The sequence below is a fragment of the Denitromonas iodatirespirans genome (assembly GCF_018524365.1).
GTDB lineage: Bacteria > Pseudomonadota > Gammaproteobacteria > Burkholderiales > Rhodocyclaceae > Nitrogeniibacter > Nitrogeniibacter iodatirespirans.
In genome coordinates this window covers 1-299 of sequence record NZ_JAEKFT010000161.1, presented here as the reverse complement: position 1 = coordinate 299, position 299 = coordinate 1, and the positions used below count along the sequence as shown (strand labels likewise).

General features: G+C 63.2%; 1 protein-coding gene. It reads left to right on the top strand.

Going from position 1 to position 299, the window contains the following annotated elements; translation table 11 throughout:
* Positions 1–299: AMP-binding enzyme (locus I8J34_RS24395; RefSeq protein ID WP_214364214.1), on the top strand; the 299-nt coding region annotated here is incomplete at both ends.

Here is a 299-nt window from a genome sequence, read left to right as displayed (position 1 = left end):
GACCCCTTCGTCGAAGGCGGGCGCATGTACAAGAGCGGCGACCTGGGCCGGTGGCTGCCCGACGGCACCATCGAATACCTGGGCCGCAACGACTTCCAGGTCAAGATCCGCGGCTTTCGGATCGAATTGGGCGAGATCGAAGCGAAGCTTGCGCAACACGAAAAGATCAGCGAAGCGGTGGTCGTCGCCCGCGAGCAGGACGGCACCAAGCAACTGATCGCCTACACCACGGGAGAGGGCGAACTCGAGGCCGAAGCGATCAGAAGCTTCGCCCAACAGCGACTGCCCGGCTACATGGT